Origin of the sequence: Nocardioides antri, assembly GCF_008373765.1 — a bacterium.
In the GTDB taxonomy this organism is placed as follows: Bacteria; Actinomycetota; Actinomycetes; order Propionibacteriales; family Nocardioidaceae; genus Nocardioides; species Nocardioides antri.
Map to the genome: position 1 here is coordinate 699,465 of NZ_VUJW01000001.1, position 23,928 is coordinate 723,392.

Consider the following 23,928-nt stretch of genomic DNA (forward strand, 5'->3'; position numbering starts at 1 on the left):
ATGCGAGCGAACGTGGGCGACCGGCTGGTCGTCGAAGGACGGACCGACTCGATGCACCGCCGCGAGGCCGAGGTGCTCGAGGTCCGCGGCGAGAACGGCGGCCCGCCGTACCTCGTGCGATGGGAGGACGGGCACGAGGCCCTGACCTTCCCGGGCGCCGACGCCCACGTGCTGCCGCCGGCCTGACGGCCGCCGTCGACGTGTGACGGTGGTTACCCGGACGTACGACGGGACACGGCGATTGCTGCTCGAGCACGGACGGTAGGGTCGAACTGCGGGTGACTGAACGCCCGCGCCTTCCGTCAAGGCGGGTGACCAAACGCCCACCACCGAGACTAGGAGCACATCGCTGTGACCGTTCGTGTAGGCATCAACGGCTTCGGCCGCATCGGCCGCAACTTCTTCCGCGCAGTCCGCGCCGCCAACCTCGAGCAGGGCCTCGACATCGAGATCGTCGGCGTCAACGACCTGACCGACAACGCCACCCTCGCGCACCTGCTCAAGTACGACTCGATCCTCGGTCGGCTCGACGCCGACGTCAGCTCGACCGACGACGCGATCGTCGTCGGCGGCACCGAGATCAAGGCCTTCGCCGAGCGCGACCCCGCGATGCTCAAGTGGGCGGACCTCGGCGTCGACGTCGTCGTGGAGTCCACCGGCTTCTTCACCGACGCCACCAAGGCCCGGGCCCACGTCGACGGCGGCGGTGCCAAGAAGGTCATCATCTCCGCGCCGGCCTCCAACGAGGACATCACGATCGTGATGGGCGTCAACCACGAGCTCTACGACGCCGAGCAGCACACCGTCATCTCCAACGCGTCGTGCACGACCAACTGTCTCGCGCCGATGGCGAAGGCGCTCAACGACGGTCTCGGCATCAACAAGGGCCTGATGACCACCATCCACGCCTACACCGCCGACCAGAACCTGCAGGACAACATCCACAAGGATCCGCGCCGCGCCCGCGCCGCCGCGATCAACATCGTGCCGACCTCGACCGGCGCCGCGAAGGCGATCGGCCTGGTGCTGCCCGAGCTCAAGGGCAAGCTCGACGGCTACGCCCTGCGAGTCCCGACCCCGACCGGCTCGCTCACCGACCTCTCCTTCGAGGCGTCGCGCGAGACCAGCGTCGAGGAGGTCAACGAGATCGTGAAGGCCGCCGCGGACGGCAAGATCCTGCGCTACTCCACCGACCCGATCGTGTCCTCGGACATCGTCACCGACCCGGCGTCCTGCATCTTCGACGCGCCGCTGACCAAGGTCATCGGCAACCAGGTCAAGGTCGCCGGCTGGTACGACAACGAGTGGGGCTACTCCAACCGCCTCGCGGACCTGATCGTCCACGTCGGCGCCACCCTCTGACGGTGGGGGAGTACGCCGGACTCGGCGAGGTCAGCGGCAAGCGCGTCCTCGTCCGGTCGGACCTCAACGTGCCGCTGGATGGCACCACGATCACCGACGACGGCCGGATCCGGGCGAGCGTCCCCACCATCAAGGCGCTGGCCGACGCCGGCGCCCGGGTGGTCGTGACGGCCCACCTCGGCCGGCCGAAGGGAGAGCCGGATCCGGCGTACTCGCTCGCGCCGGTGGCGGCGCGCCTCGGCGAGCTGCTCGGCCAGGAGGTCGCGTTCGCGACCGACACCGTCGGCAGCTCCGCCAAGGAGACCGTCGCCGCGCTCGCGGACGGCCAGGTCGCCGTGCTGGAGAACGTCCGCTTCAACGCGGGCGAGACGAGCAAGGACGACGCCGAGCGCGGCGCGTTCGCCGACGAGCTCGCCTCGCTGGCCGACGCGTTCGTCTCCGACGGCTTCGGGGTCGTCCACCGCAAGCAGGCCAGCGTCTACGACGTCGCCCAGCGACTGCCGCACGCGATGGGCGCCCTGGTCGCGACCGAGATCGACGTGCTCCGGCGGCTGACCGTCGACCCCGAGCGCCCCTACGTCGTGGTCCTCGGTGGCTCGAAGGTGTCCGACAAGCTCGGCGTGATCGACAACCTCCTGGGCAAGGCCGACAAGCTGCTCATCGGCGGAGGGATGGTCTTCACCTTCCTCGCCGCCCAGGGGCACGAGGTCGGCAAGAGCCTGCTGGAGGAGGACCAGCTCGACACCTGCCGGGACTACCTGCGGCGCGCGCACGACGCCGGCGTGGAGCTGCTGCTCCCGTCCGACATCGTCATCGACACCGAGTTCCCCTCGGGCGACCGCACGCCGGCACCGGGTGTGGTGCCGTCCTCGGAGATCCCGGCCGACGCGCTCGGCCTCGACATCGGCCCGGACAGCGCGGCGCACTACGCCAAGGCGCTCGCCGACGCGCGCACCGTGTTCTGGAACGGCCCGATGGGCGTGTTCGAGGTCGACGCGTTCGCCGCCGGCACCCGGGCAGTGGCCCAGGCGCTGACGACCGTCTCTGCGGTTGGGGGCCTCACCGTGGTCGGTGGCGGCGACTCCGCCGCCGCGGTCCGCACCCTCGGGTTCGACGAGGAGGCGTTCGGCCACATCTCCACCGGCGGGGGCGCCAGCCTCGAGTACCTCGAGGGCAAGGAGCTCCCCGGCATCACCGTTCTGCTAGACGAGGGAGCCTGACGCATGGCAAGCACCACCCGCACGCCGCTCATGGCGGGCAACTGGAAGATGAACCTCAACCACCAGGAAGCGGTGGTGCTGGTCCAGAAGCTCGCTTGGACGCTGTCGGACAAGCGGCACGACTACGGCTTGGTCGAGGTCGCCGTACTCCCTCCGTTCACCGACATCCGGTCCGTGCAGACCCTCGTCGACGGGGACCGGCTGTCGATCAAGTACGGCGCGCAGGACATCTCGGTCCACCCGTCCGGTGCCTACACCGGCGAGATCTCGGGCGCCATGCTCGCGAAGCTCGGCTGCTCCTACGTGACGGTCGGCCACTCCGAGCGCCGGCAGTACCACGCGGAGACCGACGAGCTCGTCTCTGCCAAGGCGAAGGCCGCGCTGGAGGCCGGCATCACGCCGATCGTCTGCGTCGGTGAGGGCCTCGCGATCCGGCAGGAGGGCACGCACGTGCCCTACAACACCTCCCAGGTCGTCGGGTCCCTCGCCGGCCTGAGCGCCGAGCAGGTCGCCGGCCTGGTGATCGCCTACGAGCCGGTCTGGGCGATCGGCACCGGCGAGGTCGCCACGCCCGACGACGCCCAGGAGGTGTGCGCGGCGATCCGGGGCCAGCTCAAGGAGTCGTACGGCGCCGACGTGGCCGACGCCGTCCGCATCCAGTACGGCGGTTCGGTCAAGGCCGCCAATGTCGCCGGGATCATGGCCCAGCCCGACATCGACGGTTGCCTCGTCGGTGGCGCGAGCTTGGAGGCCGACGAGTTCGGCGGCATCTGCCGGTTCTACGACATGCCGGAACTAGGAAGTCGCTGAGCGTACCTCAGTGGTGTTGCGTCGCCGTTCAGGCCACACGGAGTCCCACCACCGGCAGGACCGCAGCGTGACGTATACCGGTGGCAGGAACGGGAACACTGAGGGCATGACGACCAGTAGCCCGAGCGCACCGGGCGGACTCACCCCATCGGAGGTCGAGCTGCTGGGTCACGAGCTGGACGACATCCGCGAGCGGGTTATCGCCGACCGCGGCGAGCGGGACGCGGCCTACATTCGCCGGCTGGTCAGGGTGCAGCGCGGCCTCGAGCTCGGCAGCCGGGTCGCGCTGCTGGCGAGCCGCAACCGCAAGGCGTGGGTGCTAGGAACGACCGCGCTCAGCCTGGCCAAGATCCTCGACAACATGGAGATCGGCCACAACGTCCTGCACGGGCAGTGGGACTGGATGCGCGACCCCAAGATCCACTCCACGACTTGGCAGTGGGACCACACCTCCCCGCCGGAGCAGTGGCAGCGTGCCCACAACCAAGTCCACCACCGCTACACGAACATCGTCGGCAAGGACAACGACCTCGGCTACGGCATCATGCGGGTCGACGAGGCGCAGGAGTGGCGGCCGCGCTACCTGGTACAGCCGCTGTGGAACCTCGTGACTGCCTGCATCTTCGAGCAGGGCATCGCCATGTACGACCTCGACCTGGGGGAGCACCTCCGCGACAAGAGGAAGATGAGCCCGGCGAAGAAGTCCGAGGCGATGATCACGCTCAAACGGGGTCTGCGCCAGGCGACCAAGGACTACGTCATCTGGCCGCTGCTGTCGGGCCGCGGCTGGCGCTCGACGCTCTCCGCTGCCGCCACCGCCAACCTCGTCCGCAACTTGTGGAGCCACTCGATCATCATGTGCGGCCACTTCCCCGAGGGCGTCGAGGCCTTCGAGCTCGACGAGCTCGACGAGAACGAGTCGCGCGGCGATTGGTACGTCCGCCAGATGCTCGGCTCGGCCAACATCTCCGGCCCCCCGGTACTGCACCTGCTCGCCGGCAACCTCTCCCACCAGATCGAGCACCACCTGTTCCCCGACCTGCCGAGCAACCGCTACGCCGAGATCGCGCCGCGCGTGCGCGAGGTCTTCGACAAGTTCGGGCTCAACTACTGCTCGCGGCCACTCGTCCAGCAAGTCGGCAGCGCGTGGCACAAGGTGGTGCGACTCTCGCTGCCCAACGGTTGGCTCGCCGAGACCAACCGCCGCAACCTGCTCCCACAGCTACGCAAGCTCGCCGCGCGCCCCGCCTGAAAGTTAGCACTCAACCCGGCCCAAGCGCGCGCCGTCGGGGGGGTGCCCGATCGACTCTTCCTCTCACCGCGCGCACGCCGAGCGGTATCGGTGGGTTGGCCGTCTAGTACAGAGGGTCACTTGCACGTTCAGGGTCTGCCCCTGACGTTGAGTTCCTGGACTCGTCGTGCATTCCATGCCAATCGAGGCACATCACGGTCGCGTCGTCCTCGAGAGCGTGCCCCGCGGCTGCGAGTGCGCGATCGGCCAGCCCTCGAACAACCTCTCGCGGGTGCAGATCGGCGGTGTCCGTGATCGCGCCGGGAACGTCGATGTCGGCGACGTTGCGTTCGAGCATCCCATCGGTCACGAAGACAACCCGGTCGCCCGGCTCAAGTGCCAGTCCGGTACTGCTGTACGTGCTGTCGCGGAACATGCCGAGGGGGAGGTCGACGCGGAGGTCGAGCGTCGTCAGTGCAGAGCCGCGAAGCAAGTACGGCATGACATGGCCGGCGTTGACGATCTCGAGGGAGCCTGTTCGCAGGTCGACGCGGCCGATCAGACCCGTGACGAAGTCGTCGCCGGCGCGGCTGACTGCCTGCTCGGTCAGAGCAATGTTGGTGTCCACTGCCTGATCGGTCAGGGACGCGCCTCTGCGGCGTGCGCCTCGCAGCCCACCCATGCACGTGCTCGCCGTCAGGGCGGCGTTGACGCCGTGCCCCATCGCGTCGGTGAGCGACAGGTGCAACAGGTCGCGCTCCAGGCTGTAGTCGAACGTGTCCCCGCCGATGCTCGCGGCCGGTTCCAGCCACCCGGCAAGGGTGAACGCGGCTGCCTCGCACGTGCGAGCCTCGGGTAGCAGCCGCTGCTGGATCTCCGCGGACAGGCTGAATGCCCGGCTCCGCTGCCCCCATTCGAACAAGTCGGTGTGCCGACGGTTGGCGATCACCACGAACGCCAGCAGATGGGCAACCTGCGCGATCTCGGCCGCCATCTCCTGATCAGGCTCATCCGGCAGGCACAGCTCAAGCAAGCCGATGGACTCTCCGCGTTCTGTCACCGGGGCAAGCACGCGCCATGAGCCCGTACACCCAGCCCTCCTTTCCGCAGGGTCGGGCGGCAGCACCTGTACCGATTGAGTGCGTACCGCCTGCTCTTCCGGTCCGCCATCGAACGGGAGGACTGTCGCGGACTCCTCATCCTCTCGACGCTCGCCCGGGATCATCGGTCGATGGCTGCCGGTCTGGACCTTCCGTAGCGGCACATGTGCCAGGCGTACCAGAGCTCGACCGGAGAGGTCGGTGATGAGGAAGGACACTGCTGCCGCGCCGAACGCGAGGCCGAGCTCGTGGGCGACCGCTCCCACCGCGTCGACAGGGGAGGCAGCCTCCGCAGCATCTAGGACACGTCCCACGTCTAGGGATCTGCGTGAACGCTCCATCGCCGGAGCATAGTAGAGCCGATGTTCGGCGCACTTGCCCGCAGGTTCGTCCACCTCCGTGTTAAACGTTTCCGGCCCCGTTCGCACAACCGGACGGGCAGCCCTCCTCCCGTGCGGGCGGTTCAGGAAGGCAGCTGCCGGTTCTACGACATGCCGGCACTGTGACGGATCGCCCTGTCCGCGGGCGTGTCCCGCTTTCAAGACGCCCTCGCGGCTGACGTAGGATTCCTGACGTGCTGGAAACCGTCTTCACCGTCCTGCTCATGATCACGAGCGCGCTGATGATCCTTCTCGTGCTGCTGCACAAGGGACGTGGCGGCGGACTCTCCGACATGTTCGGCGGTGGCGTCTCCAGCTCCCTGGGCGGCTCTTCCGTCGCCGAGCGCAACCTCGATCGGTTCACGATCGGCATCGGCGTGATCTGGTTCGCCTGTGTCATCGCGCTCGGCCTCCTGTTGGCCTACCAGAACTGATCGTCCCCCCGACCGAAGAACATGTGACCGGTCCGTCTGACGGATCAAGCTGAGGAGAGTCCGTTGGCTGGTGGAGGCAACGCGATCCGCGGAAGCCGCGTCGGTGCAGGCCCGATGGGCGAGGCCGAGCGTGGCGAGGCCGCGCCGCGGCAGGCGGTGACCTACTTCTGCGCACACGGGCACCGCTCGGTGATCGCCTTCTCGGTCGACGCCGTCGTCCCCGACTCCTGGGACTGCCCGAAGTGTGGGCTTCCCGCAGGCCTCGACTCGGAGAACGCCCCGCCGGCGCCGAAGATCGAGCCCTACAAGACGCACCTCGCCTACGTGAAGGAGCGTCGCTCCGACAAGGAGGCCGAGGTCATCCTCGACGAGGCGATCCAGCTGCTCCGCTCGCGTCGCAAGTCCGGCGAGATCATCTTCTAGATTGCGCGAGCGTGTCGCAGATCGTGCGGCACGCTGCCGCGCGCGCAGTTGACGCGACCCTTGGTCGCGGTCGCTGAGCGGCTACAACTTGCTGGCAGCCTCGTGGTCGAGGAACCACGTGGTCTCGACGAGGCCCTTGACGCCGCGAGCGGGGGTCTCCGCCACCGTGCCGTCGTCGGCGAGGGCACGGGCGACGGCGTCGGCCTTGGCCTCGCCCGAGACGAGGAACCACACCGCCTGAGCGCGGTCGAGGGCCTCGAAGGTGAGGGTGACCCGGTCCGGTGGTGGCTTTGGGGAGTCGTGGACCGCGACGGCGATGGCGTCGGTGGCGGCGAGCCCGGGATGACCGGGGAACAGGGACGCGACGTGGCCGTCCGGTCCGACACCGAGCATGAGCACGTCGAACGCGCCGCCGCCCTCGGCCCGGACCGTGTCGGAGTACGACGCAGCGGCCGTCTCCGCGTCCGGCACCTGGTCGGCCGCGGGCACCTCGTGCACCCGGGTCGCGCCGACCGCGTCGAGGAACGCAGCCCGGGCCTGGACCGCGTTGCGGTCGGGGGAGTCGGCAGCCACGAAGCGCTCGTCACCGAACCAGAAGTGGACGGCGCCCCAGTCGACGCCCGACGCCGGAGCCATCCGTGCCACCTCGCGGTGGATGGTGTCGGCGATCGTGCCGCCGGTCAGGCCGACCTGGGGGACGTGACCGGCCGCCTGCGCGTCGGCGATCCGGTTGAGCAGCTCGCCGGCGACGGCGGTGGCCAGGGTCTCCGCGTCCGGGTGGACCTCGATCAGGGGTGCCGGGCGGTCGTGGTCCATCAGCGTCGGTGCTCCCGGTAGTAGTCGATGAGTGCCCGCGTCGACGGGTCCTGCTGCGCGAGCGCCGTGTCGTCGCCGGCGACGGCAGGCGTGATCTGCTGGGCGAGCTGCTTGCCGAGCTCCACGCCCCACTGGTCGAAGCTGTCGATGCCCCACACGACGCCCTGGGTGAAGGTGATGTGCTCGTAGAGCGCGATCAGCTGACCGAGGACGGACGGCGACAGCTCCGGCGCCATGATCGACGTCGTCGGTCGGTTGCCGGTGAAGACCCGCGCCGGGACGATCGCCTCGGGCGTGCCCTCCTCCCGCACCTCGTCGGCCGTCTTGCCGAACGCGAGCGCCTTGGTCTGGGCGAAGAAGTTCGCCAGGAACAGCTCGTGCACGTCGACGTCGCCGTCGGCGAGCGGGTGCGCCGGGTTGGCGACCGCGATGAAGTCGGCGGGGATCAGCCGGGTGCCCTGGTGGATGAGCTGGTAGAACGCGTGCTGGCCGTTGGTCCCCGGCTCGCCCCAGAACACCTCACCGGTGTCGGTGGTGACGGGGCTGCCGTCCCAGCGCACACCCTTGCCGTTGGACTCCATCGTGAGCTGCTGGAGGTAGGCGGCGAAGCGGTGCAGCGACTGCGCATAGGGGAGCACGGCGTGCGTCTGCGCCCCCAGGAAGTTGACGTACCAGATGTTGAGCAGGCCCATCAGCGCCGGGACGTTGCGGTCGAGCGGCGTCGTGCGGAAGTGCTCGTCGATGGCGTGGAAGCCGGCGAGGAACTCGGCGAAGCGCTCGGGCCCGATCGCGATGACCAGCGAGAGGCCGATGGCGGAGTCGACGGAGTAGCGGCCGCCGACCCAGTCCCAGAAGCCGAACGCGTTGGTGGGGTCGATGCCGAACGCCTCGACCTTGTCGAGCGCGGTCGACACCGCCACGAAGTGCTTGGCAACGGCGCCAGGCGCGTCCCCCAGGCCGTCGAGGAGCCAGGTGCGGCACAGCCGGGCGTTGGTGAGGGTCTCCAGCGTGCCGAAGGTCTTGCTGGACACGACGAAGAGCGTGGTCGCCGGGTCGAGGCCGGCGAGCTTCTCGGCCGCATCGGTCGGGTCGATGTTGCTGATGAAGCGGCACTCGATCCCGTCCTGGCGGTAGGGCTTGAGCGCCTCGTAGGCCATGACCGGCCCGAGGTCGGAGCCGCCGATGCCGATGTTGACGACCGTCCGGATCCGCTCGCCGGTGGCGCCGAGCCACTGGCCCGACCGCACCTGGTCCGCGAACGAGTACACCCGTTTCAGCACGGCGTGGACGTCGGCGACCGCGTCCTGGCCGTCGACCTCGAGCCGGGCGTCCGCCGGGAGCCGCAGCGCCGTGTGGAGGACTGCACGGTCCTCCGTGACGTTGATGTGCTCACCGGCGAACATCGCGTCGCGCCGCTCCTCGAGGCCCACCTCGCCGGCCAGGGCGAGCAGTGCCGCGACGACGGGTTCGTCGACGAGGTTCTTCGACAGGTCGACGTGCAGGTCGCCCGCGGTGAACGTCAGCCGCTCGACGCGGCCAGGATCCTCCGCGAACGCCGTCCGCAGGTCGGGCGTGCCCGCCGCAGCCAGCCGGGTCAGGTCCGCCCAGGCCGAGGTCGTCGTCGGGTCCATGGTCAGCCCATCTGGCCCTTGACGGTCTCGATCAGCTCGACCCAGGACGCCTTGAACTTGTCCACGCCCTCGGACTCCAGCGTCAGGAAGACGTCGTCCAGGTCGACGCCGACCGCGGTCAGCTCGTCGAAGAGGGCCTGAGCCTCGGCAGCGCGACCGGTGACCTGGTCGCCGGCCACCTCGCCGTGGTCGGCGAACGCCTCCATTGTCTTCTCCGGCATCGTGTTGACGGTGTTGGCGACCACCAGGTCCGTCACGTAGAGAGTGTCGGGGTAGTCCGGGTTCTTCACGCCGGTCGACGCCCACAGCGGGCGCTGGACGTTGGCGCCGGCCGCGGCCAGTGCCTGCCAGCGCTCCGAGGCCACGACCTCCTCGAACGCGGCGTACGCGAGCCTGGCGTTGGCGACGGCGGCCTTGCCGCGCAGCGCCAGGGCAGCGTCGGTGCCGATCGCGTCGAGCCTCTTGTCGATCTCGGTGTCGACGCGGGACACGAAGAACGAGGCGACCGACCGAATCGTCGCCAGGTCGACTCCGTTGGCCTGGGCCTGCTCGAGGCCGGACAGGTAGGCGTCCATCACGGCGCGGTAGCGGTCGGTGGAGAAGATCAGGGTCACGTTGACGCTGATGCCCTCGGCGATCGCCGCCGTGATCGCCGGGAGGCCCTCCAGGGTGGCCGGGATCTTGATCAGCGCGTTCGGCCGGTCGACGGCCGCCCAGAGGGCCTTCGCCGAGGCGATGGTGGCGTCGGTGTCGTTGGCGAGCGTGGGCTCGACCTCGATCGACACCCGGCCGTCGTCAGCGGTGGACGTGGCGACGGGGGCGAGGATGTCGCACGCGTTGCGTACGTCGTCGGTGGTGACGTCGAAGACGACCCGGTCGACGTCCGCCCCCTGCGCCACCAGCGTGCGCACCTGCTCGTCGTAGCGCTCGCCGTCGGCGATCGCGGCGGCGAAGATGGTGGGGTTGGTCGTGACTCCGACGACCGACTTCTCGGCGACGAGCTCGGCGAGGTTGCCGGTCTCGATCCGCTCGCGTGAGAGGTCGTCGAGCCAGATGGACACACCGGCGTCGGCCAGTGCCTTCAGGCGATCACTCATGGGGTTCTCCTTCGTGGATCGTGGGGCCTGATTGGTGGCGCGGCCGCGTCGGTGGTTACCTGGCGGCGGCCTCGATGCTGTCCTTGGCCGCCTGGGCGACGGCCTCGGCCGTGAATCCGAACTCACGGAAGATCCGGGCGCCCTCGGCGGAGGCGCCGAAGTGCTCCAGGCTCACCATCCGGCCGGCGTCGCCGACGTACTCGCGCCAGCCCTGCCGGATGCCGGCCTCGACGCTGACCCGCGCCTTGACCGTCGGCGGGATGACCTCGTCGCGGTAGGCCTGGGTCTGCTGCTCGAACCACTCGATGGACGGCATCGAGACGACCCGGGCGTTGATCCCGTCGGCCGCGAGCAGCTCGCGGGCGCCGACCGCCAGCTGCACCTCGGAGCCGGTGCCGATCAGGATGACGTCGGGCTGGGCACCGGCGGCCTCGACGAGGACGTAGCCACCCTTGCCGACCTTCTCCGTCGTCGCGAACCCGTCCTCGCCGCGCGGGAACACCGGGACGTTCTGCCGGGTCAGGATCAGGCCGGCCGGCCGGTCGGAGTTCTTGAGGATCTGCAGCCAGGCCGCCGCGGTCTCGTTGGCGTCGGCCGGGCGGACGATGTCGAGGCCGGGGATGCCGCGGAGCGCCCAGAGGTGCTCGACCGGCTGGTGCGTCGGGCCGTCCTCGCCGAGGCCGATCGAGTCGTGCGTCCACACATAGACGACCGGGGCCTGCATCAGCGCCGCGACGCGGACGGCGCCGCGCATGTAGTCGGAGAACGTGAGGAACGTGCCGCCGAAGACGCGGGTGCCGCCGTGGACGGCGATGCCGTTCATGATCCCGCCCATGCCGTGCTCACGGATGCCGAAGTGGATCACGCGGCCGTGGTGGGGGTCGCCCTGCCACTCCTCGACGGACCGGTCCTTCGGCAGGAACGACGGGACGCCGGAGATGGTGGTGTTGTTGGAGCCGGCGAGGTCGGCCGAGCCGCCCCACAGCTCGGGCATGATCGGCGCGATCGCGTTGATGACCTTGCCCGACGCGGAGCGGGTGGCGACGCCCTTCGGGTCGGCGGGGAACGACGGGAGCGCGGCCTCGATGCCCTCGGGCAGTGCCCGGCCCTTCATCCGGTGCAGCAGGGCGGCCTGCTCCTGGTGCGCGGCGGCCCACTCGTCGTAGCGGCGGTCCCACTCGGCGCCCCACGCCTTGCCGCGCTCGAGGAGCGAGCGGGTGTGCTCGATGACGTCGTCCGGCACCTCGAAGGTCCGCTCCGGGTCGAAGCCGAGCAGCTTCTTCGTCGCGGCCACCTCGTCGGCGCCCAGCGCCGAGCCGTGGGCGGCCTCGGTGTTCTGGGCGTTCGGCGCCGGCCACGCGATGATCGTCCGCAGCACGATGAGCGACGGCTGGTCGGTGACGGCGTCGGCGGCCTTGAGCGCCTCGTAGAGCGCCGGGACGTCCTCGTGGTAGTCCGCGCCGTTGGCGTGGTCGCCCTCGTGGGTCCAGTCGACGGTCTGGACGTGCCAGCCGTAGGCCTCGTAGCGCTTCGCGACGTCCTCGTTGAACGCGATGTGGGTGTCGCCCTCGATCGAGATCCGGTTGGCGTCGTAGATGACGGTGAGGTTGCCGAGCTCCTGGGTGCCGGCGATCGAGGAGGCCTCGCTGCTGATGCCCTCCTCGAGGTCGCCGTCGGAGGCGATGGCGTAGATGTGGTGGTCGAAGAGCGACTCACCGGGCGCGGCGTCGGGGTCGAACAGGCCGCGTTCACGACGCGCGGCCATGGCCATGCCGACCGCGTTGGCGACGCCCTGGCCGAGCGGGCCGGTCGTGACCTCGACGCCGGCGGTGTGGCCGAACTCGGGGTGGCCCGGGGTCTTCGACCCCCACGTCCGCAGCGTCTTGAGGTCGTCGAGCTCGAGCCCGAAGCCGCCGAGGTAGAGCTGCGTGTAGAGCGTGATCGAGCTGTGTCCGGCGCTCAGCACGAACCGGTCGCGCGACATCCAGTCGGGGTCCGCGGGGTCATGCCGCATGACCTTCTGGAAGAGGAGGTACGCCGCCGGCGCCAGGCTCATGGCGGTGCCCGGGTGGCCGTTCCCCACCTTCTGCACGGCGTCCATGGCCAGCACCCGTGCGGTGTCGACCGCCTTGCGGTCAAGATCGGTCCAGTCGAGCTCCGGGATCATGGGTCCGAGCCTAGTCGCCGGGCCGGGAGACCGGGCAGGCAGTCTCCGTGGGCCGGATGGCGGACCACGGACCGATCACGGATACACTCGCCTCGGCCTGATCCCTGCCGTGAGGTTCCCCTGTGACGACCGTCGATCCTGAACGCCCAGCCACGCGGCTGGTCGTCGGAGTGAACGGCGTCGTCGAGCAGGGCGACGTCCTCGAGCGGGCCTCGCTGCGCGACGTCGTGATGGCGTACGTCGGGCTCACCAAGCCACGGGTCATCGAGCTCCTGCTCCTCACCACCGTGCCCGTGATGTTCTTTGCCGCCGGCGGTGTGCCGGACCTGCCGCTGGTCGTGGCGACGGTCCTCGGCGGGGCGCTCTCCGCCGGCTCCGCGTCGGTCTTCAACTGCGTCTACGACCGCGACATCGACGAGCAGATGCGGCGCACGCGGCGCCGGGCGCTGCCGCGCCACATCATCAGCCCCCGCGCAGCGCTGGTGTTCGGCTTCGTGCTCGGGATCCTGTCGACGGTGATCCTCTACGCCTGGGTCAACCCGATCTCGGCCGGCCTGTCGGTGGCCGCCAACGCCTTCTACGTCTTCGGCTACACCATGCTCCTCAAGCGGCGCACGGCCCAGAACATCGTCTGGGGCGGCATCGCCGGCTGCTTCCCGGCCCTCATCGGCTGGACCGCCGTCACGGGCGAGCTGGCGTGGGCGCCGGTCATCCTGTTCGGCGTGGTCTTCTTCTGGACGCCGCCCCACACCTGGGCGCTCGCCCTGCGCTACCGCGAGGACTACAAGCAGGTCGACGTCCCGATGCTCCCGGTCGTCCGGTCGGCCCGCGCCGTCGCGCGGCAGATCGTGGCCTACAGCTGGGTGATGGTCGCCACCAGCCTGCTGCTCTGGCCGGTGGCCGGCACCGGGCCGGTCTACCCGATCGCCGCGGCCGTCCTCGGCGCCGTCTTCCTGGTGCAGGCCCACCAGCTGGAGCGTCGCGCCCGGGGGACCGAGGACCTCTCGGTGATCCGGCCGATGCACCTCTTCCACAGCAGCAACCTCTACCTCTCGCTGCTGTTCGTCGCGGTCGCTATCGACCCGCTGCTGCGGTAGCCCGGTCGCGCTGGTGCGCTGACAGCACCAGCCAGGTGATCGCGGCGGAGGTCAGCGCCGCGCCGAGCATGTGGATCCCGACGAGCAACTCGGGCAGGTCCAGGTAGTACTGCGAGAAGCCGACTACGCCCTGGACCACCTCCACGACGAGGAGTACGCCGGCCGCCCGCGCGAGGGCTGGGCTCGGGATGCGGCGCGCGGCGATGGCCGCGCCGATCGTGAGCGCGACCAGCACGTAGACCGCCCACGCGTGCACGTGTGACATCACCTGCGGGTCCAGCCCGTTCCGCGGTGCGTCTGCATCGCCGGCGTGCGGCCCGGAACCAGTGACGACCGTGCCGAGGTAGAGGACGACCCAGCCGACGCCGAAAACGACCCAGGCGAGTCGGCGGTCGCCGGTCGGCGCGGCCTGACGGGGCGTCCCGACGAGGTGGTCGAGCAGCAGCACGCAGACCCCGATCATCGCCATCGAGACGAGCAGGTGGAACGCGACGACCCACGGGTTGAGGTCGGAGAGCACGGTGATGCCGCCGATGATCGCCTGGGCGGGGATGCCAAGCGCGATGATCGTCGAGTAGAGGACCGGACGAGGGTCCTCGGACCGGCGGCTCCGGGCCGCCAGCCAGCAGGCGACGGCGATCGTGACGAGCACGTAGGTGAGCATCCGGTTGCCGAACTCGATCACCCCGTGGGCGCCGAGCTCGCCGTGCGGAGTGAAGGACTCGTCGGTGCACTGCGGCCAGGACGGGCACCCGAGGCCGGACGCCGTCAGCCGCACGGCGCCGCCGGTGATGACGATGACGACGTTGGCGACCAGGTTCGCCCACGCGAGCGCGACCATCCGGGGACCCAGCTTCTCCTCCACCCGGCCGAGGATCTGCTCCAGGCTCACTCCCACCGGAACCACCTCCCGGCGGCCGCACCGCCCACGACCGCCCATCCGGCGAGCACCGCCAGCTCCACGACCGGCAGGTCGCCGTCGCACGCGGCGCGCATGGCCTCACCCAGCGCGCCGGAGGGCAGCCACTGCACGACGTCGCCGAGGCCGCCGTACGCGCTCGCCGGGAGCACGACGGCGCCGCCCGCGAGCAGCAGCAGGTAGACGAGGTTGGCCGCGGCCAGAGTGGCCTCCGCGCGCAGGGTGCCGGCGAGGAGCAGGCCGAGCGCTGCGAAGGCCGCCGTGCCGAGCACGACCGCCGCCATCAGCCCGAGCACGGCGACGTCCGGCGACCAGCCGAGGACGACGCCCGCCACGGACAGCACGCCCAGCTGGAGCACCTCGACGACGAGCAGGGCGGCCACCTTGCCGGCGAGCAGGGCGCTGCGCGACAGCGGCGCGGTGCCGAGCCGCTTGAGGACGCCGTACCGGCGCTCGAAGCCGGTCGCGATCGCCAGCGACGTGAACGCCGTCGACATCACGGCGAGGGCGAGGACGCCGGGGGTCAGCACGTCGACGGTCGGGTCGTCGAAGGAGAGCCCGAACCGGTCCGCGGCCTGGACGGCGCCGACCAGCACGATCAGCGGGATGACGATGGCGAGCAGCAGCTGCTCGCCGTTGCGGAGCAGGAGGCGCGCCTCCATCGTCGCCTGCGCCAGGATCTGGCGCGGCAGGGGAGCGGCGCCCGGGGCGGGACGGAAGGTGCCGGTGGTCATGAGGAGCCCTCCCGGCCCGTCAGCTCCAGGAAGACGTCCTCGAGGTTGCGCTGGCCGAGGGTGAGGGCCTCGGGCAGGACGCCCTGCTCCTCGCACCAGCGCGACACGGTGGCCAGCGTCGACTGGTCGGCGGGACCGGAGACCTGGAGGCTCACGTCGTCCAGCACCGTCAGCTCCGTGGTCGGGCCGAGTGCCGCGGCGAGCGACTCCGGGGCGCCGGCCGGGAACGGCTGGGTGACGACGAGCCGGATCGTCGCCACGGTCCCGCCGCGGGTCAGCTCGAGCGGCGACCCGCTCGCCACGAGCCGGCCGCGGTCCAGGATGTGCACCTTGTCGGCGAGCCGCTCGGCCTCCTCGAGGTAGTGGGTGGTGAGGACCACCGTCACGCCGTCAGTGCGCAGCTCCTCGAGCAGCTCCCACACCGAGCGCCGGATCTGCGGGTCGAGGCCTGCGGTCGGCTCGTCGACGAAGACCAGCTCCGGTCGTCCGACGATGGCCATCGCCAGGCCGAGCCGCTGCTGCTGGCCACCCGACAGCCGGCGGTACGGCGTCCGCCCGCACTCGTGGAGGGCGAGCCGCTCCATGAGCAGCCCGGTGTCGATCGGGTGCGCGTGCAGGCGCGCGAGGTGGTGGAGCATCTCCTCTGCGCGCGCGCCGCTCCAGGCGCCACCGGACTGCAGCATCACGCCGATCCTCGGCATCAGTGCCCGCCGGTCGCGGATCGGGTCGAGGCCGAACACCCGCACCGACCCGCCCTGCGGTCGGCGGTAGCCCTCGCAGGTCTCGAGCGTGGTGGTCTTGCCGGCGCCATTGGGGCCGAGCACCGCGGTGATGGTGCCGGTCGCGACCGCGAGCGAGAGCCCGTCCACGGCGGTCTTGTCGCCGTACCGCATCACCAGGCCGTCGACCTCGACGGCCGCCGAGGGGTGACGCTCTGCTGGCACGCCGGAAGTGTCTCACTACGCTGGCGGCCGTGAATCCCTGGGTGTACGGCGTGATCCTCGTCCTGTGCGCGGTCGCCGCAGTGCTCCTCCTGGTGCACCTGGTGCGGGACGCGCCGGCCGAGGACGGGATCTATCTCGTGCTCGGCTCCGCCGAGGTCGCCCTGCTCGTGCAGCTCGTCTGGGGGAGCGTGGCGCTCGCCGACACGTCCCGCGAGGTGTCGGGGACGCTCTTCGTCAGCTACCTGGTCGGCGTGCTGCTGGCCCTGCCGATCGGCGCGTTCTGGTCGCTGGCCGAGCGGAACCGGGCGGGGACCGCTGTCCTGCTGCTCGCGGTGCTGACGGTCGCCGCGCTCGAGGTCCGCCTCGACGCGATCTGGAGTGGTGCGGGTGCCTGAGCACGACGGACGGCTCGACCTGTCGTCGGGCTGGGGCCGCGCCCTGGTCTTCACCTACGGCGTCTTCGCCGTCGCCGCCACCGGCCGGTCGCTGGTCCAGCTCGGCACCGACGCCGACCGGGCGCCGCTGGCGTACTCCCTCTCGCTGTTCGCCGCGGTGGTCTACCTCGTCGCGACCACCTGCCTGCTGATCGGCGGTGTCACCGGGTGGCGGGTGGCCGGGATCGCGGTCTGCGTCGAGCTCCTCGGGGTGCTGTCCGTGGGCGCGCTCAGCTACGTCGCGACCGACCTGTTCCCGGACAAGACCGTGTGGTCCCACTTCGGCCAGGGCTACGCGTTCCTGCCGCTCGTCCTGCCCTTCGCCGGGCTCGCCTGGCTACGGCACACCCGGGTCTCGTGACGGTCGCTGCGGGACCTCCTCGATGGGCACCGCGATACTTAGGGTGACCTTGCTTGATCGGCCGGAAGCATTAACGTCACACTGGTGTTGTGGAAAACATGGACTCCCACAACCAGGACACCGACCAGCCGACGCGTCAGCGCGTCGCTCGGTCGATCCTGGTCAACGGGCCCTCCACAGCAGCAGCGCTCGCGGAGCGCCTCCATCTGACGCCCGCCGCCGTACGCCGGCACCTCGACCACCTGGTCGAGGAGGGCGCTGTCGAGGCGCGTGACCCGCGTCCCGCCGGCCACCGCGGCCGCGGGCGACCGGCCAAGGTGTTCGCCCTCACCGAGCGCGGGCGCGACGGCTTCGAGGCACAGTACGACGACCTGGCCAACCAGGCGCTGCGGTTCCTCGCGGACACCGGCGGCGAGGACGCCGTGCGGGCGTTCGCCGACCGCCGCGCGGCCTTCATCGAGGAGCGCTTCCCGGCGGTTGCCGCCGCCCACCCGGAGGCCACCCCGGCCGAGGTGCTGGCGCTGGTGTTCTCCGACGAGGGCTACGCCGCGTCCGTGCGGCAGCTCCCGGTCGTCGGTGAGCAGCTGTGCCAGCAGCACTGCCCGGTGTCGCACGTCGCCCATGAGTTCCCGCAGCTGTGCGAGGCCGAGACCGCGGCGATCGCCCGCGTCCTCGGCACCCACGTCCAGCGCCTCGCCACCATCGCCCACGGCGACGGTGTCTGCACCACGTGCATTCCTGGCTCGACCACCGAGAAGAAGGAGCAGGTCACCTCATGACCTCCATCGAAGACCTCAACCCCGAGCTGAAGGGGATCGGTCGCTACGAGTTCGGCTGGGCCGACTCCGACGTCGCCGGTGCCGCGGCCAAGCGCGGCCTCAACGAGGACGTCGTCCGCGACATCTCCTCGAAGAAGAGCGAGCCGCAGTGGATGCTGGACCTGCGCCTGAAGGGCCTCAAGCTCTTCCACCGCAAGCCCATGCCCACGTGGGGCTCGGACCTGTCGGGGATCGACTTCGAGAACATCAAGTACTTCGTTCGCTCCAGCGAGAAGCAGGCCGCCACCTGGGAGGACCTGCCCGAGGAGATCAAGAACACCTACGACAAGCTCGGCATCCCGGAGGCGGAGAAGCAGCGCCTCGTCGCCGGCGTGGCGGCGCAGTACGAGTCGGAGGTCGTCTACCACTCGATCCGCGAGGACCTCGAGGCCCAGGGCGTGCTCTTCCTGGACACCGACACCGCGCTCCGTGAGCAGCCCGAGCTGTTCCAGGAGTACTTCGGCACCGTGATCCCGGTCGGCGACAACAAGTTCGCCGCGCTCAACACCGCGGTCTGGTCCGGCGGCTCGTTCATCTACGTGCCCAAGGGCGTCCACGTGGACATCCCGCTGCAGGCCTACTTCCGGATCAACACCGAGAACATGGGCCAGTTCGAGCGGACGCTGATCATTGTCGACGAGGACGCCTACGTCCACTACGTCGAGGGCTGCACGGCGCCGATCTACTCCTCCGACTCGCTGCACTCCGCGGTCGTCGAGATCATCGTGAAGAAGGGCGGCCGCTGCCGCTACACGACGATCCAGAACTGGTCGAACAACGTCTACAACCTGGTGACCAAGCGTGCGGTCTGCGAGGCCGGCGCGACCATGGAGTGGGTCGACGGCAACATCGGCTCCAAGGTGACGATGAAGTACCCCGCCGTCTACCTGATGGGCGAGCACGCCAAGGGCGAGACCCTCTCGATCGCGTTCGCGGGCGAGGGCCAGCACCAGGACGCCGGCGCCAAGATGGTGCACGCGGCGCCCCACACGTCGAGCTCTATCCTCAGCAAGTCGGTCGCGCGCGGCGGCGGGCGTACGTCGTACCGCGGCCTGATCCAGATCAACGAGGGCGCGCACGGGTCGAAGTCCAACGTGCTGTGCGACGCGCTGCTCGTCGACCAGATCAGCCGGTCCGACACCTACCCCTACGTCGACATCCGCGAGGACGACGTGTCGATGGGCCACGAGGCCTCGGTCTCGAAGGTCTCCGACGACCAGCTCTTCTACCTCATGTCGCGCGGCATGGCGGAGGACGAGGCGATGGCGATGATCGTGCGCGGCTTCGTCGAGCCGATCGCCAAGGAGCTCCCGATGGAGTACGCCCTCGAGCTGAACCGACTCATTGAACTGCAGATGGAAGGAGCCGTCGGCTGATGACGGCAGTTGCCGAGGCTCTCGAGGCCGCCGACCAGGGCCACGTCGAGAGCCACCTCAACCCGCCCGCGTCGTACGACCTGGCCGACCACCCCGTCCCGAACGGACGGGAGGAGGTCTGGCGGTTCACGCCGCTCAAGCGGCTCCGCGGGATCCTCGACGGGGACGCGTCGTCCGACCACCTCACGTGGGAGACGACCCTGCCCGCCGGGGTGACGCTGACCGAGATCACCGCCGAGCAGGCGGTCGAGATCGGGGAGCTCGCTCCCAACGAGCGTCCCGCCGCGCTGGCGGCCGCGAACTCGGGCGGCGCGATGCTGCTCGACGTCCCGGCAGACACCGTCGTCGAGGAGCCCGTGGTCATCCGGCTGAAGGGCTCCTCCGTCGACGACCTGGTGTGGGGCCGCCTGCTCTACCGGGTCGGCGCGCACGCCGAGGTCACGATCGTGCTGCTGCACACCGGCTCGGCGCGCTACTCCGCGATCCAGTCGTTCCTCGTGGGCGACGGTGCGAAGGTCAACGTCCTCAGCCTCCAGGACTGGGACGACGACGCCGTCCACCTCGGCCGCGACGCCATCCGCGTGGGGCGGGACGCGTCCGTGAAGCACACGTCGATCTCGTTCGGCGGTGACCTGGTCCGGATGCACGCCAACGTCGAGTACGCCGGTCCCGGCGGCGAGGCCGAGCTCCTCGGCCTCTACTTCGCCGACGAGGGCCAGCACCTCGAGCACCGCCTGTTCGCCGACCACAACGCGCCCAAGACCAAGTCGCACGTGGTCTACAAGGGCGCGCTGCAGGGCAGGGGCGCGCACACCGTGTGGATCGGCAACGTCCTGATCCGCAAGGTCGCCGAGGGCATCGAGACCTACGAGGAGAACCGCAACCTCGTCCTGACCGACGGCTGCCAGGCCGACTCGGTGCCGAACCTCGAGATCGAGACCGGCGAGATCGCCGGCGCGGGCCACGCCTCGGCGACCGCCCGGTTCGACGACGAGCAGCTGTTCTACCTGCGCTCGCGCGGCGTCTCGGAGAAGGAGGCGCAGCGCCTGGTGGTGCACGGCTTCTTCAACGACCTGATCCGCAAGGTCGGCATCCCCTCGATCGAGGAGAAGCTCCTGGAGACCGTCGAGGCGGAGCTCGCCAAGAACGTCCTCAAGGAGCTCACGTGAGCTTCGAACGCGCCTGCGCGCTGGCCGACGTACCCGAGGACGAGGCGCTCGCCGTCACCGTCGGGGAGTACGACGTCGCCGTGGCCAAGATCGTGCACAGCGACGGGGGCGTTGACTTCTATGCGCTGCAGAACCAGTGCTCCCACGCCGCGGTCTCGCTCTCCGAGGGAGAGGTCGAGAACGGCACCGTGGAGTGCTGGCTGCACGGGTCCTGCTTCGATCTGCGCACCGGCAAGCCCACCCACCTTCCCGCGACGGAGCCCGTCGCCACGTTCCCTGTCGCCATCCAAGACGACGAACGCGGCGTCGCTTCGCTCTATGTCGATGTCACCACCACGTTGAACGGAGTCACCCCCGCATGAGCACCCTGGAGATCAAGGACCTGAAGGTCCAGGTCAAGACCGAGGACGGCCCGAAGGAGATCCTCAAGGGGGTCACGCTGACCATCAAGGACGGCGAGACCCACGCGATCATGGGCCCCAACGGCTCCGGCAAGTCGACGCTGGCCTACTCGATCGCGGGCCACCCGCGCTACGAGGTGACCGGCGGCACGGTGACCCTCGACGGCGAGGACGTGCTGGAGATGTCGGTCGACGAGCGCGCCCGCGCCGGCCTGTTCCTCGCGATGCAGTATCCCGTCGAGGTCCCCGGCGTCTCCGTCGCCAACTTCCTCCGCACGGCGAAGACCGCGATCGACGGCGAGGCCCCCAAGCTGCGCACGTGGGTCAAGGACGTCAACGGGGTCATGGAGCGGATGAACCTCGACGCGTCGTTCTCGCAGCGCTCGGTCAACGAGGGCTTCTCCGGCGGCGAGAAGAAGCGCCACGAGATCGCCCAGCTCGACCTCCTCGACCCCAAGGTCGCGATCCTCGACGAGACCGACTCCGGTCTCGACATCGACGCGCTCAAGGTCGTCTCCGAGGGCGTCAACCGGTTCCGCGAGCGAGAGGGCAAGGGTGTCCTGCTGATCACGCACTACACGCGGATCCTGCGCTACATCAAGCCGGACTACGTCCACGTCTTCGTCGACGGCCAGGTCGCCGACGAGGGCGGCCCGGAGCTCGCCGACGAGCTCGAGGCCAACGGCTACGAGAAGTACCTCGGGACGAAGGTCTGACCATGGCCACCTCATCGGCCTCACCGGTGCTCTCGGGCCTGCTGCCCGAGCTCGAGGTGGTCCGCAAGGACTTCCCGATCCTCGAGCGCATGCTCGCTGGAGGGCGGCCGCTGGTCTACCTCGACAGCGCCAACACCTCGCAGAAGCCGCAGGTGGTGATCGACGCGATGGTCGACCACCTCGAGCGGCACAACGCCAACATCGCCCGGGCGATGCACCAGCTCGGTGCGGAGTCGACGGTGGCGTTCGAGGACGCGCGCGACAAGGTGGCCGCCTTCATCGGCGCCCCCGAGCGCGACGAGGTGATCTTCACCAAGAACGCCTCCGAGGCGCTCAACCTCGCCGCCCACACCCTGGCCTGGCCGGGGGACCGGCAGGTGGGGCCCGGTGACGAGGTCGTCATCACCGAGATGGAGCACCACTCCAACATCGTGCCGTGGCAGCTGCTGACGCAGCGCACAGGCGCGACGCTGCGCTGGTTCGGCATCACCGACGACGGCCAGCTCGACCTGTCGACGATCGACGACCTGGTCAACGAGCGCACCAAGGTCGTGGCGCTGACCTGGGTGTCCAACATGCTCGGGACGATCAACCCGATCGCCGAGATCACCCGCCGTGCCCACCAGGTCGGTGCTCTCGTCGTGGTCGACGCCTCGCAGGCCGCGCCCCAGCTGCCGATCGACCTCACCGCGATGCCGGCCGAAGAGCGGCCGGACCTGATCGCGTTCACCGGCCACAAGGTCGTGGGCCCGACCGGCATCGGCGTCCTCTGGGGCAGCCGGGCCGTGCTCGACCAGCTGCCGCCGTTCCTCGGGGGCGGCGAGATGATCGAGACCGTCCGGATGGAGGGCTCGACCTACGCCCCGATCCCGCACAAGTTCGAGGCCGGCACGCCGCCGATCGTCGAGGCGATCGGCCTGGGCGCGGCGGTCGAGTACCTCGGCCACCTCGGCATGGACGCCGTGCACGCGCACGAGCAGGCGATCACGGCCTATGCGCTCGAGGGCCTGGCGACGGTCCCCGGGCTGACGATCCTCGGCCCGACCGACGCAGCGCAGCGCGGCGGTGCGATCGCGTTCGAGGTCGACGGCGTCCACCCGCACGACATCGCGCAGGTCCTCGACTCGCGCGGCGTCGCCGTCCGCGCCGGGCACCACTGCGCGAAGCCGGCACACGCCCGGTTCGGCGTGCAGAGCTCGACCCGGATGTCGTCGTACCTCTACACGACGCCGGCCGAGATCGACGCGCTCGTCGAAGGTCTGGAATACACCCGCTCGTACTTCAAGTTGGGTTAGGGATGAGCACTGCGATGACCGCACAGGATCTGGATGCTCTCTACCAGGAGATCATCCTCGACCACTACAAGAACCCCCACGGCAAGGGCCTGCGTGAGGACTTCGAGGCTGAGGTCCACCACGTCAACCCGACCTGCGGCGACGAGGTGACCCTGCGGGTCCATCTGGACGCTGCCGGGGTCGTCCCTGTTGTTGCCGACGTGTCGTACGACGCCCTCGGTTGCTCGATCTCCCAGGCGTCGGCCTCCGTGCTCTACGACCTGGTGGTCGGCAAGTCCGTCGACGAGGCGCTGGCGATCCACGAGGAGTTCCTCACCCTGATGCAGGGCAAGGGCTCGGTCGAGCCCGACGAGGACGTCCTCGAGGACGGCATCGCCTTCGCCGGTGTCGCGAAGTTCCCGGCGCGCGTGAAGTGCGCGCTGCTGTCGTGGATGGCTTGGAAAGACGCCACCGCCCAAGCTGGAGGAGACCGATGACTGAGAGCCAGATCGACCCTTCGACAGGCTCAGGACAACGCCACGGCGACGACCTGCCGGAGGTCCCCGAGGCTGCTGGATCGGGCGGCGCTGCCGGCTCCTCGACGACCACGATCGAGGATGTCACCGAGGCGATGAAGGACGTCGTCGACCCCGAGCTGGGGATCAACGTCGTCGACCTCGGCCTCGTCTACGGCGTCCACCTCGACGACGACACCAACGTCGTCCTGGACATGACGCTCACCTCGGCGGCCTGTCCGCTGACCGACGTGATCACCGACCAGACCGAGTCCGCGCTCGAGGGCCTCGTCAACGACGTCGCCATCAACTGGGTCTGGATGCCCCCGTGGGGCCCCGACAAGATCACCCCCGACGGCCGCGAGCAGCTCCGGGCCCTCGGCTTCAACGTCTGAGGTCAGCAGGCACCGAGCGTGCGCGGTGGCCGCGTCGGCCGAAGAGGTTGAGCGGGCGCGTTGCCGCGACGAACGAGCGGCGACGACCGCCGTGTCGAAACCTG

Annotated in this window: 26 protein-coding genes; 18 read left to right on the forward strand and 8 right to left on the reverse strand. The window is 69.9% G+C overall.

Features of this window, described 5'->3' with window-relative positions; genetic code table 11:
- From F0U47_RS03385 to F0U47_RS03405, 5 genes are all read left to right on the forward strand, one after another.
- The gene (locus F0U47_RS03385; RefSeq protein ID WP_149748870.1) at window positions 1-186 is read left to right on the forward strand and encodes a DUF1918 domain-containing protein; all 186 of its coding nucleotides are present in this window, start codon (window positions 1-3) and stop codon (window positions 184-186) included.
- A gap of 165 nt (window positions 187-351) precedes the next feature.
- The gene (gene gap / locus F0U47_RS03390; protein WP_149748871.1) at window positions 352-1,362 is read left to right on the forward strand and encodes a type I glyceraldehyde-3-phosphate dehydrogenase; all 1,011 of its coding nucleotides are present in this window, start codon (window positions 352-354) and stop codon (window positions 1,360-1,362) included.
- Between the two features lie 2 nt (window positions 1,363-1,364).
- Window positions 1,365-2,582 carry a phosphoglycerate kinase gene (locus F0U47_RS03395; RefSeq protein WP_149748872.1) on the forward strand — a complete coding sequence of 406 codons (1,218 nt, stop codon included), beginning with the start codon at window positions 1,365-1,367 and terminating at the stop codon, window positions 2,580-2,582.
- A 3-nt stretch (window positions 2,583-2,585) separates the two neighbouring features.
- Complete coding sequence (gene tpiA, locus F0U47_RS03400; protein WP_149748873.1) at window positions 2,586-3,392, forward strand: triose-phosphate isomerase; 807 nt, start codon at window positions 2,586-2,588, stop codon at window positions 3,390-3,392.
- A 106-nt stretch (window positions 3,393-3,498) separates the two neighbouring features.
- On the forward strand, window positions 3,499-4,644 hold the full coding sequence (locus F0U47_RS03405) for a fatty acid desaturase family protein (protein WP_149748874.1): 1,146 nt from the start codon (window positions 3,499-3,501) through the stop codon (window positions 4,642-4,644).
- A 103-nt stretch (window positions 4,645-4,747) separates the two neighbouring features.
- Here F0U47_RS03405 and F0U47_RS03410 read toward each other — a convergent pair whose 3' ends face one another.
- Window positions 4,748-6,064: a PP2C family protein-serine/threonine phosphatase gene (locus F0U47_RS03410; protein WP_149748875.1), complete on the reverse strand. Its 1,317-nt coding sequence runs from the start codon at window positions 6,062-6,064 to the stop codon at window positions 4,748-4,750.
- A gap of 236 nt (window positions 6,065-6,300) precedes the next feature.
- Between F0U47_RS03410 and secG the strand changes: the two genes are divergently transcribed.
- Window positions 6,301-6,537, forward strand: coding sequence for a preprotein translocase subunit SecG (secG, locus tag F0U47_RS03415; protein WP_149749119.1), 237 nt, complete (start codon window positions 6,301-6,303; stop codon window positions 6,535-6,537).
- Window positions 6,538-6,600: 63 nt separating this feature from the next.
- Window positions 6,601-6,960 (forward strand): RNA polymerase-binding protein RbpA, encoded by a 360-nt coding sequence (locus tag F0U47_RS03420; protein WP_149748876.1) that lies wholly within the window; start codon window positions 6,601-6,603, stop codon window positions 6,958-6,960.
- Between the two features lie 81 nt (window positions 6,961-7,041).
- On the opposite strand, the gene pgl is transcribed toward F0U47_RS03420, so the two are convergent.
- Genes pgl through tkt form a run of 4 tightly spaced genes read right to left on the reverse strand, consistent with a single transcriptional unit; the run spans window position 7,042 to window position 12,671 of the window.
- Complete coding sequence (gene pgl, locus F0U47_RS03425) at window positions 7,042-7,776, reverse strand: 6-phosphogluconolactonase (protein WP_149748877.1); 735 nt, start codon at window positions 7,774-7,776, stop codon at window positions 7,042-7,044.
- Window positions 7,776-9,407: a glucose-6-phosphate isomerase gene (pgi, locus tag F0U47_RS03430; RefSeq protein WP_149748878.1), complete on the reverse strand. Its 1,632-nt coding sequence runs from the start codon at window positions 9,405-9,407 to the stop codon at window positions 7,776-7,778. The genes pgl and pgi overlap by 1 nt, the downstream gene beginning before the upstream one ends.
- A gap of 2 nt (window positions 9,408-9,409) precedes the next feature.
- The gene (tal, locus tag F0U47_RS03435; RefSeq protein WP_149748879.1) at window positions 9,410-10,504 is read right to left on the reverse strand and encodes a transaldolase; all 1,095 of its coding nucleotides are present in this window, start codon (window positions 10,502-10,504) and stop codon (window positions 9,410-9,412) included.
- Between the two features lie 55 nt (window positions 10,505-10,559).
- On the reverse strand, window positions 10,560-12,671 hold the full coding sequence (gene tkt, locus F0U47_RS03440) for a transketolase (RefSeq protein WP_149748880.1): 2,112 nt from the start codon (window positions 12,669-12,671) through the stop codon (window positions 10,560-10,562).
- A gap of 230 nt (window positions 12,672-12,901) precedes the next feature.
- Here tkt and F0U47_RS03445 point away from each other — a divergent pair, with 230 nt between their 5' ends.
- Window positions 12,902-13,768, forward strand: coding sequence for a heme o synthase (locus F0U47_RS03445; protein ID WP_149749120.1), 867 nt, complete (start codon window positions 12,902-12,904; stop codon window positions 13,766-13,768).
- On the opposite strand, the gene F0U47_RS03450 is transcribed toward F0U47_RS03445, so the two are convergent.
- Genes F0U47_RS03450 through F0U47_RS03460 form a run of 3 tightly spaced genes read right to left on the reverse strand, consistent with a single transcriptional unit; the run spans window position 13,746 to window position 16,365 of the window.
- On the reverse strand, window positions 13,746-14,666 hold the full coding sequence (locus tag F0U47_RS03450) for a COX15/CtaA family protein (protein WP_246159407.1): 921 nt from the start codon (window positions 14,664-14,666) through the stop codon (window positions 13,746-13,748). The genes F0U47_RS03445 and F0U47_RS03450 overlap by 23 nt on opposite strands.
- Window positions 14,657-15,421, reverse strand: a complete 765-nt coding sequence (locus F0U47_RS03455; RefSeq protein WP_149748881.1) for an ABC transporter permease — start codon at window positions 15,419-15,421, stop codon at window positions 14,657-14,659. The genes F0U47_RS03450 and F0U47_RS03455 overlap by 10 nt, the downstream gene beginning before the upstream one ends.
- Window positions 15,418-16,365, reverse strand: coding sequence for an ABC transporter ATP-binding protein (locus tag F0U47_RS03460; RefSeq protein WP_246159408.1), 948 nt, complete (start codon window positions 16,363-16,365; stop codon window positions 15,418-15,420). Before F0U47_RS03460 ends, F0U47_RS03455 begins: the two co-directional genes overlap by 4 nt.
- 29 nt (window positions 16,366-16,394) lie before the next feature.
- Here F0U47_RS03460 and F0U47_RS03465 point away from each other — a divergent pair, with 29 nt between their 5' ends.
- From F0U47_RS03465 to F0U47_RS03510, 10 genes are all read left to right on the forward strand, one after another.
- Window positions 16,395-16,760, forward strand: a complete 366-nt coding sequence (locus F0U47_RS03465; protein WP_149748882.1) for a hypothetical protein — start codon at window positions 16,395-16,397, stop codon at window positions 16,758-16,760.
- Window positions 16,753-17,160 carry a hypothetical protein gene (locus F0U47_RS03470; RefSeq protein WP_246159409.1) on the forward strand — a complete coding sequence of 136 codons (408 nt, stop codon included), beginning with the start codon at window positions 16,753-16,755 and terminating at the stop codon, window positions 17,158-17,160. The genes F0U47_RS03465 and F0U47_RS03470 overlap by 8 nt, the downstream gene beginning before the upstream one ends.
- Window positions 17,161-17,258: 98 nt before the next feature.
- A complete protein-coding gene (locus tag F0U47_RS03475) occupies window positions 17,259-17,939 on the forward strand; it encodes a helix-turn-helix transcriptional regulator (protein WP_149748884.1) in 681 nt (226 codons plus the stop codon).
- On the forward strand, window positions 17,936-19,354 hold the full coding sequence (sufB, locus tag F0U47_RS03480; protein WP_149748885.1) for a Fe-S cluster assembly protein SufB: 1,419 nt from the start codon (window positions 17,936-17,938) through the stop codon (window positions 19,352-19,354). Before F0U47_RS03475 ends, sufB begins: the two co-directional genes overlap by 4 nt.
- Window positions 19,354-20,523 carry a Fe-S cluster assembly protein SufD gene (gene sufD, locus F0U47_RS03485; RefSeq protein WP_149748886.1) on the forward strand — a complete coding sequence of 390 codons (1,170 nt, stop codon included), beginning with the start codon at window positions 19,354-19,356 and terminating at the stop codon, window positions 20,521-20,523. Before sufB ends, sufD begins: the two co-directional genes overlap by 1 nt.
- Complete coding sequence (locus F0U47_RS03490) at window positions 20,520-20,885, forward strand: non-heme iron oxygenase ferredoxin subunit (RefSeq protein ID WP_149748887.1); 366 nt, start codon at window positions 20,520-20,522, stop codon at window positions 20,883-20,885. Before sufD ends, F0U47_RS03490 begins: the two co-directional genes overlap by 4 nt.
- Window positions 20,882-21,640 carry a Fe-S cluster assembly ATPase SufC gene (sufC, locus tag F0U47_RS03495; RefSeq protein WP_149748888.1) on the forward strand — a complete coding sequence of 253 codons (759 nt, stop codon included), beginning with the start codon at window positions 20,882-20,884 and terminating at the stop codon, window positions 21,638-21,640. Before F0U47_RS03490 ends, sufC begins: the two co-directional genes overlap by 4 nt.
- Before the next feature lie 2 nt (window positions 21,641-21,642).
- Entirely contained in the window at window positions 21,643-22,935 is a 1,293-nt protein-coding gene (locus F0U47_RS03500) for a cysteine desulfurase (RefSeq protein WP_149748889.1), read from the forward strand.
- A 14-nt stretch (window positions 22,936-22,949) separates the two neighbouring features.
- Window positions 22,950-23,411: a Fe-S cluster assembly sulfur transfer protein SufU gene (sufU, locus tag F0U47_RS03505; RefSeq protein ID WP_149748890.1), complete on the forward strand. Its 462-nt coding sequence runs from the start codon at window positions 22,950-22,952 to the stop codon at window positions 23,409-23,411.
- A complete protein-coding gene (locus tag F0U47_RS03510; protein WP_149748891.1) occupies window positions 23,408-23,824 on the forward strand; it encodes a metal-sulfur cluster assembly factor in 417 nt (138 codons plus the stop codon). The genes sufU and F0U47_RS03510 overlap by 4 nt, the downstream gene beginning before the upstream one ends.
- Window positions 23,825-23,928 lie beyond the last annotated feature (104 nt).

What these genes read in the sequence shown, in the direction of transcription:
- F0U47_RS03405 (WP_149748874.1), top strand. Translation starts at nt 3,499, where the DNA reads ATGACGACCAGTAGCCCGAGCGCACCGGGCGGACTCACCCCATCGGAG.
- F0U47_RS03385 (WP_149748870.1), top strand. Translation starts at nt 1, where the DNA reads ATGCGAGCGAACGTGGGCGACCGGCTGGTCGTCGAAGGACGGACCGAC.
- F0U47_RS03455 (WP_149748881.1), bottom strand. Translation starts at nt 15,421, where the DNA reads ATGACCACCGGCACCTTCCGTCCCGCCCCGGGCGCCGCTCCCCTGCCG.
- sufD (WP_149748886.1), top strand. Translation starts at nt 19,354, where the DNA reads ATGACGGCAGTTGCCGAGGCTCTCGAGGCCGCCGACCAGGGCCACGTC.
- tpiA (WP_149748873.1), top strand. Translation starts at nt 2,586, where the DNA reads ATGGCAAGCACCACCCGCACGCCGCTCATGGCGGGCAACTGGAAGATG.
- F0U47_RS03500 (WP_149748889.1), top strand. Translation starts at nt 21,643, where the DNA reads ATGGCCACCTCATCGGCCTCACCGGTGCTCTCGGGCCTGCTGCCCGAG.
- F0U47_RS03410 (WP_149748875.1), bottom strand. Translation starts at nt 6,064, where the DNA reads ATGGAGCGTTCACGCAGATCCCTAGACGTGGGACGTGTCCTAGATGCT.
- pgl (WP_149748877.1), bottom strand. Translation starts at nt 7,776, where the DNA reads ATGGACCACGACCGCCCGGCACCCCTGATCGAGGTCCACCCGGACGCG.
- F0U47_RS03445 (WP_149749120.1), top strand. Translation starts at nt 12,902, where the DNA reads ATGGCGTACGTCGGGCTCACCAAGCCACGGGTCATCGAGCTCCTGCTC.
- sufU (WP_149748890.1), top strand. Translation starts at nt 22,950, where the DNA reads ATGACCGCACAGGATCTGGATGCTCTCTACCAGGAGATCATCCTCGAC.
- F0U47_RS03475 (WP_149748884.1), top strand. Translation starts at nt 17,259, where the DNA reads ATGGACTCCCACAACCAGGACACCGACCAGCCGACGCGTCAGCGCGTC.
- sufC (WP_149748888.1), top strand. Translation starts at nt 20,882, where the DNA reads ATGAGCACCCTGGAGATCAAGGACCTGAAGGTCCAGGTCAAGACCGAG.
- pgi (WP_149748878.1), bottom strand. Translation starts at nt 9,407, where the DNA reads ATGGACCCGACGACGACCTCGGCCTGGGCGGACCTGACCCGGCTGGCT.
- tal (WP_149748879.1), bottom strand. Translation starts at nt 10,504, where the DNA reads ATGAGTGATCGCCTGAAGGCACTGGCCGACGCCGGTGTGTCCATCTGG.
- tkt (WP_149748880.1), bottom strand. Translation starts at nt 12,671, where the DNA reads ATGATCCCGGAGCTCGACTGGACCGATCTTGACCGCAAGGCGGTCGAC.
- sufB (WP_149748885.1), top strand. Translation starts at nt 17,936, where the DNA reads ATGACCTCCATCGAAGACCTCAACCCCGAGCTGAAGGGGATCGGTCGC.
- F0U47_RS03510 (WP_149748891.1), top strand. Translation starts at nt 23,408, where the DNA reads ATGACTGAGAGCCAGATCGACCCTTCGACAGGCTCAGGACAACGCCAC.